Here is a 6,331-nt window from a genome sequence, read left to right on the forward strand (position 1 = left end):
CTTGATGTTAGCTGGAGGCGACAGGAATACGGTGAGTAATCTTTTTGTAGCGGATAATGATTACTCGGATAGAATACGCTTTTGTCCTTCCAAGGCACGAATAGGTGCGATGTTTTGCGTGAATTCTAGCGTTCCCAGATAGCGGTCTTCTGCATCACGGATGGCAAAATAGCGGATATAGACAAATTTGTCCTTGATCGGAATCCAAAAATCTTCAGCATCCTTGCGGCCAGCCTTAAAATCCTCCAGCAGCTTCTCGACGACATGCACGCTTTGCGGCGGGTGGCAATTCTGCACGGTACGTCCAATGACGGCCTTCGTACGGGCGAAGACCCGTTCTTTACCATGGGAGAAATAACGAACAACATCGTGCTCGTCTATAAATGTCAGATCGACGGGCAGATGATTCAACAGCAGCTCCAATTGTTGCACAGACACAATCCCCGTCTCGAATCGCACAAACCCCTGGGGAGTTCCTGATGTTCCTTCCTGTTGCTCATCCATTTCCACAGGCTCCTCTGCCCGCTCAGGTATCCATTCCCGCTCGGGAGCGGTCAGGCAGAACCCGATTTCTGCACTTTCACGGGCTATTTTCAGCCACTCATCCTCTGTCAGCTTACCCAGCGCCATCGGCAGCAGAATATTCTCTTCCTTGAATATCATTTCGTTCACTTCGGTCATGATATGGGTGAGCGTCTGCCCAATAAGTTCTTTGTTCCCATTATATTGGGTGAGCAGATTCTTCGCTTCCTTGATAGCGTTACGAATACTATCGTCCACTCCCCACATTACCTTGGTTGGGCCGAAGATTCCATAGCGTTCTAAATAAGGGAAGACCAAATTTTCTTTACGGCTATAGTGCTTATCAAGATCCAGCAGCAGACTTAAATCCTCCAGCAGCTTGTAAATGATTTTGGGGCTATCATCCTTTTGAAATTGATCTGCGTGCAGTGCGAGCTGGAAGTTGACCAGCCGTTCAATCTCACGATTTTCCAGCTTGAAGGTATGAACGGGATGTCCCGGCTGTTCCTCCGGTCCGGAAGGACGGTGAATATCCTCAATCGAGCCCTTGAATATCGACGTGTGGACGGAACAGAGACGCTGCACCTCCGACACTGGGATTCCTTCCTCGGTCATCAGGGCATGCTCCATGGCCGAAATTTCTGCCACACTTACCCCGCCAACTGCCACTGCGAAGCGCGCTTTGACTTCATCCACGCTTTTCCCGTCATGTAGTTCCTTCATAATTTCCTTTAATATTTGCTGGCGTTCTGTGAGTTCCTTTGCTGTGTGTTCGCGGTTGTTAATCAGCTCGCTCATGATGGTTCGCTCCTTTATGTTTGAATGCGTTTATCGCCTTGAATGAGAATGTTTATCAGTTATAGGGTAGCATAGGTATTTGCGGGCTTTTGTGATTGTACGCACAATTTGGCGGAGTGGACTGTACGAGCGATAAAGGGCGCCTTTGGGCCAACTTATTTGGAGAAATGTACGGTCTTAGTGTTGACAGGTGTGATTCTTAGTTTATATACTGTGTATAAAGATATATACAGTAATAACACTTAATACTGTGACGGTAGCTCAGAAGTCATGTGAGGCAGAGGGCGTCGTTACGGGTAGTGCAGAAGGGATCAGGATAAGAAAATGACAATCATGAAGCAGGCATGGATGATCACTCGTCAGGATTTTCGCAATAATCCTTATGTAATGCTGTGGACGTTACTGTTTATTATGTACCTGGGATTTACCATGAGCTTTGTTGTAAGTATGCAGTTGGGTGAGAGTGGAGCCTTGAATCCGGCATCCGATTTTGTCATGCTGGTGCTGATTCCGTTTCTCGGATTCATTTATAACCGACGTACATTCAAATATTTGCAGGAAGATTCCTATACGCACATGCTGGCTTTTCTCCGCATATTGCCCATACCGGTGAGTGCGGTGATTATGAGCCGAATTCAACAGGCGGTTTTGGCGTTTATCGTGAATAGCGTGCTATTTTTTATCCTTTTGTTTACGTTGTCAGGTACGCTTCGGGTATATGCTGGCACAGGCTTTTTTGTATCGTTTGCGCTCACTTGGGTCGGTTACGGGATGCTGATTCAGGCCATTTATATTCATTTGGAGTTTCTTAAAAAAGGGAAAGCCTATTTCTGGCTATCGCTTGTGATCATGCTGGTTTGCGGAATAATCGCGATTGTAGTTCGAATATACGGGATGAATCTGGTATCGACGACGGCATATTTCAGCAAGGAGTGGCAGCTATTATCTCCGGTGATGTGGGGAGCGCTGGTGGCAGGGGCTATCGGCATGTTCGTGTCCTATCGGATGACACTGCGCAGGCTCATGAAGCGGGATCTGGCTTAGCGGCGTGTATATAAAGATCAATAAGGGGGGGAGAAGCAGGTGAACATACCGGTGCAAATTGATGAGAACAGCGCGGAACCGCTGTATGCGCAGATTGAAAAGCAGCTTCGTTCACTCATCGTAACCGGACAGATCGCAGCGGGGACGCTGCTTCCCTCCATACGAGAGTTTGCGGGGACACTCCGTTGCAGCGTGATTACCGTCCGGCGGGTTTATCAGGATTTGGAAAACGAAGGCTTGCTTCGTACCCGGCAGGGAACGGGAACCTTCGTAGCTCTGGTCGAGGAAGATCTACGCTCAGGCTACCGCCTTAAAGCAGTGACCGAGGCATTGGAGGCGGCGATTGCTACAGGCATGGCGGTACAGATGACAGAACAGGAATTGTTGGAGCTTTTCGCAGACATGGTGAAGAGAACGTATGAAGTCCAAGCGAAGGAGTGAAGCCCGTGGAAACACCAATCATAGAGATGAGCCAAGTCTATAAAAAGCGTGGAAACCGGGAGATCGGGCCGATTAATTTGACGATTGAACCGGGCTATGTGGTCGCTTTGGCAGGACATAACGGATCAGGGAAGAGCACATTGCTGCATCTGCTAACCCAGCTTATCCACCCGGATTCCGGTGTAATTCGCTGGTTCGGTCAGGCGTATCCAGATGGTATGCCCGTAGATACGCGGCAGTGGGTTGGATATGTGCCGGAGCAGCCGACCCGTGAGGAAGACCGACTTACAGCAGAAGCAGCAGCGGCTTTTCGGGCATTATGGTATCCGGGCTGGGACGAAACGCGTTTCCAGCGGTTGCTGGAACGCTTTCAGGTCCCGCAGCACACGAGATTATCGCGTATGTCCAAGGGTGAGCGCCGCAAGTTTGAGCTGGCTGCTGCCTTGGCACCTCATCCCCGTTTGCTGCTGCTTGATGAACCTTCGTCGGGATTGGACCCTTTTGCATGGAAGATTATGCTGGAGGAGCTGCGGGATTGTATGGAAAACGGCAAAACGACGGTTATTATTGCCACTCATATCATGGACGAGATCAAGCGCCTGGCCGATTATATTGTTCTGATGCATGAAGGACGGCTGCTCGGCAAGCTGGAAAAGGACCACTTGCTCGAAAATAGCAAGGAAATGTGGTTTGAGGGGACGCCGGAGGAAGCATCGGAGCTGCCGGGAGTTATAGAGACAGAGAGCGAAGGCGGATTGCAGCGAATTGTAACGTTGGCAGCCGGAGAAGCCAGCGCGATATTGGAGCAGGCGGGCATTCGCCCGATTCGTATACGGAGTCTGGAGCTGGATGATATTTTATGGCATTGGTCTGCGGGACAAATCCCGGGAGGTACAGAGATTTTAGGGGAGAAAAAGGGGGCTGGAGATTCATGAGTATGCTGCAATTGGAGCAGGTTGTGAAGCAATATGGCAACCACACGGCGGTTAACGGAATTTCGCTGGATGTGGGTGCCGGTGAGATTTACGGACTGCTGGGAGGCAATGGAGCAGGCAAAACGACAACGATGCGCATGGTACTCGGTCTGATTTACCCTGATGGCGGAAGCATTCAATATGAGGGCAAGCCATATAGCAAGGAGCTTCAACGGACGATGGGTTATTTGCCTGAGGAACGAGGGTTGTATCCCAAGGTAAAGGTGAGCGAGCAAATTAACTATTTAGGCAGGCTGCGCGGAATGTCGTCCAAGGATGCGGACAAAAGTCTGCGCTATTGGCTGGAACGCTTCGGCGTGCCTGAATATTACAATAAGCGGATTGAAGAGTTATCCAAGGGTAATCAGCAGAAAATGGGCTTTATTGCAGCCGTTGTGCATCGCCCGACGTTGCTCATTTTGGATGAGGCATTCAGCGGGCTTGATCCTGTGAACGTCGAGCTGCTTAAGGATACGGTGAAGGAGCTGCGGGACGACGGGGCTGCAATTTTATTCTCGACTCACCGTATGGAGCATGTGGAGGAGCTGTGCCGCCATATTACGATTTTGCATCGTTCGAATACAGTTGTGCAGGGAAATGTGCAGGAGATTAAAGGTCGCTACCCGCGTGAAAAAGTTCGTCTCATCACGACTGGCGAAGTGAACGGACTGGAACAACTGCCCGGCGTGCGCCTTGTAGAGCGAATGGACCGGGGCTGGATGCTGCATATTGAACAGCCGGATGCGGCCAAGTTGATTTTACAAACGGCGTTGGAGCAAACAGATGTAGAGCATTTTGAAATTAAAGAGCCTACGCTGAATGAAATTTTCATACGAGAGGTGGGTGATTCTCATGAATAGACTGGGTACGGTTATCGGTTTTACGTTTCGCCAGAAGGCGAGAACCAAATCTTTTGTCATTACAACGCTGGTGCTGGCATTGCTCATTACCATTGGCATGAATTTGCCGTATCTGATTTCTTTGTTTAAGGGAGAAGGAATGGGTGGCGCAGGGGGTTCTGGTAAATCGGCTGCTGAGCATCATCGTTTGGGACTGATCGCCGGAAGCCGGACTGAGATCGCGGATCAGCTGGAGCAATTTACGAAGGCTCAGTCCAACCCGGCAGCTACCTGGGTGCGTTATGACAACGCACAAGCTCCCGCAATGCAGCAAGCCTTGAAAGACGGGGAGCTGCAAGGCTATGTGGAGTTTGCGCAGCCTACCGCAACGGGAGAAGCTATTCCCAAGGTAGAGTACGTATCGGTTGAAAAAGCGCCGTCCCCGGCTGTAATCACATTGCTACAAACCGGACTTCAGGAGGCAAAGGTCAAGGCTATGATTGGCGGAAATGCGTTGACTCGTGAACAAGTCCGTGAAATTAGCACGCCTGTAACCGTGGACAGCCGAGAAGTGAACAGTCCGTCTGAGGCAGGTCATGCTGCCGGAACAGGGGACAAAGAAGCTTCCATGATTAACTATGGCTTGGTCTATGTACTCATGATTTTGTTCTTCACCTCGTCGATGATGACAGGCAATATGATTGCTTCAGAAGTGACTTCGGAAAAAAGCTCGCGTATCATGGAAATACTCATTACGAGTGTATCGCCTTTGACCCAGATGTTTGGGAAAATTATTGGTATCTTCCTGGTGGGCTTGATGCAAATTGCTGTTTTTGCCGCTGTAGTGTGCACCAACCTTATGCTTCCGCATAACAGCGTCATCCTCAGCTCGGCTGGGCTGGATCTGTCGCAGTTGAATACCACAGTGCTTGGATTTGGCCTGGTTTTCTACATCCTCGGTTACTTCCTGTACGCGGTATTGTTCGCTGCTGTCGGCTCCATTGTCAGCCGTACCGAAGAATTGGGGCAGGCGGTCATGCCGATTACCATGTTGTCACTGGCAGCCTTTTATATCGGTATCTTCAATATCGCCGCACCTGACACGATGTTCGTCAAGGTCGCCGGGTATATTCCGTTTTTTTCGCCGACCGTCATGCTGCTGCGGATTGGTCTGGAGCGGGCGAGCCTGCTGGAAATCTGGCTGTCACTTGCCATACTGGTTGCATCCATTCTGTTCTTCGGCTGGCTAGCCGCCAAAATCTACCGTACTGGCGTCTTAATGTACGGCAAGCGCCCTTCGTTCAAGGAGCTGCGTAAGGCGATGAAGGCGTACAAGATATAGGATTGAATTTGATTTGTGTGTGGTGTCACAATTGATGAGAAATGAATATTTATGAATTGATATACATTAGTTAAGTTGTTGCATGATGTCCGAATAGAAGAAGATGGCGGAGAAATAAACTATTTGAGGGGACAGCTTTAAAATTACAAAAGAAAAGAATTAAAATACGCTGATGTTGTTGAGTACGGTACTACTGATTGTGTTTGGGATGGCCATGAGTACAACAGGTTCAATGCTAAAGAAGCCGTTCAGGGAGGAATGATGGGCTTGGAAGCCTTGCGTGGGACTGTGGTCGTTCGGTAAAAGAAAATAAATAATATTTAATTTCTCCAAATGGGTGGGTTCATTGTGAACCCACCCATTTTCCATTG

Annotated in this window: 7 protein-coding genes; 5 read left to right on the forward strand and 2 right to left on the reverse strand. The window is 49.4% G+C overall.

Features of this window, described 5'->3' with window-relative positions:
• Positions 1–60: 60 nt before the first annotated feature.
• Positions 61–1,320, reverse strand: a complete 1,260-nt coding sequence (locus QD47_RS28990) for a DUF438 domain-containing protein (RefSeq protein ID WP_044649382.1) — start codon at positions 1,318–1,320, stop codon at positions 61–63.
• A 324-nt stretch (positions 1,321–1,644) separates the two neighbouring features.
• Here QD47_RS28990 and QD47_RS28995 point away from each other — a divergent pair, with 324 nt between their 5' ends.
• From QD47_RS28995 to QD47_RS29015, 5 genes are read left to right on the forward strand one after another with little or no spacing between them, the layout of a single operon-like run.
• The gene (locus QD47_RS28995) at positions 1,645–2,364 is read left to right on the forward strand and encodes a hypothetical protein (protein ID WP_044649383.1); all 720 of its coding nucleotides are present in this window, start codon (positions 1,645–1,647) and stop codon (positions 2,362–2,364) included.
• Positions 2,365–2,403: 39 nt separating this feature from the next.
• Positions 2,404–2,805 carry a GntR family transcriptional regulator gene (locus QD47_RS29000; protein WP_044649384.1) on the forward strand — a complete coding sequence of 134 codons (402 nt, stop codon included), beginning with the start codon at positions 2,404–2,406 and terminating at the stop codon, positions 2,803–2,805.
• Between the two features lie 26 nt (positions 2,806–2,831).
• The gene (locus QD47_RS29005) at positions 2,832–3,740 is read left to right on the forward strand and encodes an ATP-binding cassette domain-containing protein (protein ID WP_152643907.1); all 909 of its coding nucleotides are present in this window, start codon (positions 2,832–2,834) and stop codon (positions 3,738–3,740) included.
• The gene (locus QD47_RS29010; protein WP_044649386.1) at positions 3,737–4,639 is read left to right on the forward strand and encodes an ABC transporter ATP-binding protein; all 903 of its coding nucleotides are present in this window, start codon (positions 3,737–3,739) and stop codon (positions 4,637–4,639) included. The genes QD47_RS29005 and QD47_RS29010 overlap by 4 nt, the downstream gene beginning before the upstream one ends.
• Positions 4,632–5,960 (forward strand): ABC transporter permease, encoded by a 1,329-nt coding sequence (locus QD47_RS29015; protein WP_044649387.1) that lies wholly within the window; start codon positions 4,632–4,634, stop codon positions 5,958–5,960. The genes QD47_RS29010 and QD47_RS29015 overlap by 8 nt, the downstream gene beginning before the upstream one ends.
• A 159-nt stretch (positions 5,961–6,119) precedes the next feature.
• On the opposite strand, the gene QD47_RS33590 is transcribed toward QD47_RS29015, so the two are convergent.
• Positions 6,120–6,331: hypothetical protein (locus QD47_RS33590; RefSeq protein WP_044649388.1), on the reverse strand; the 212-nt coding region annotated here is incomplete at its 5' end.

Origin of the sequence: Paenibacillus terrae, from assembly GCF_000943545.1 — a bacterium.
GTDB classification, from domain to species: Bacteria; Bacillota; Bacilli; order Paenibacillales; family Paenibacillaceae; genus Paenibacillus; species Paenibacillus terrae_A.

Coding starts and splice junctions, on each gene's coding strand:
- QD47_RS28990 (WP_044649382.1), bottom strand. CDS start 1,320: ATGAGCGAGCTGATTAACAACCGCGAACACACAGCAAAGGAACTCACA.
- QD47_RS28995 (WP_044649383.1), top strand. CDS start 1,645: ATGACAATCATGAAGCAGGCATGGATGATCACTCGTCAGGATTTTCGC.
- QD47_RS29005 (WP_152643907.1), top strand. CDS start 2,832: ATGAGCCAAGTCTATAAAAAGCGTGGAAACCGGGAGATCGGGCCGATT.
- QD47_RS29010 (WP_044649386.1), top strand. CDS start 3,737: ATGAGTATGCTGCAATTGGAGCAGGTTGTGAAGCAATATGGCAACCAC.
- QD47_RS29015 (WP_044649387.1), top strand. CDS start 4,632: ATGAATAGACTGGGTACGGTTATCGGTTTTACGTTTCGCCAGAAGGCG.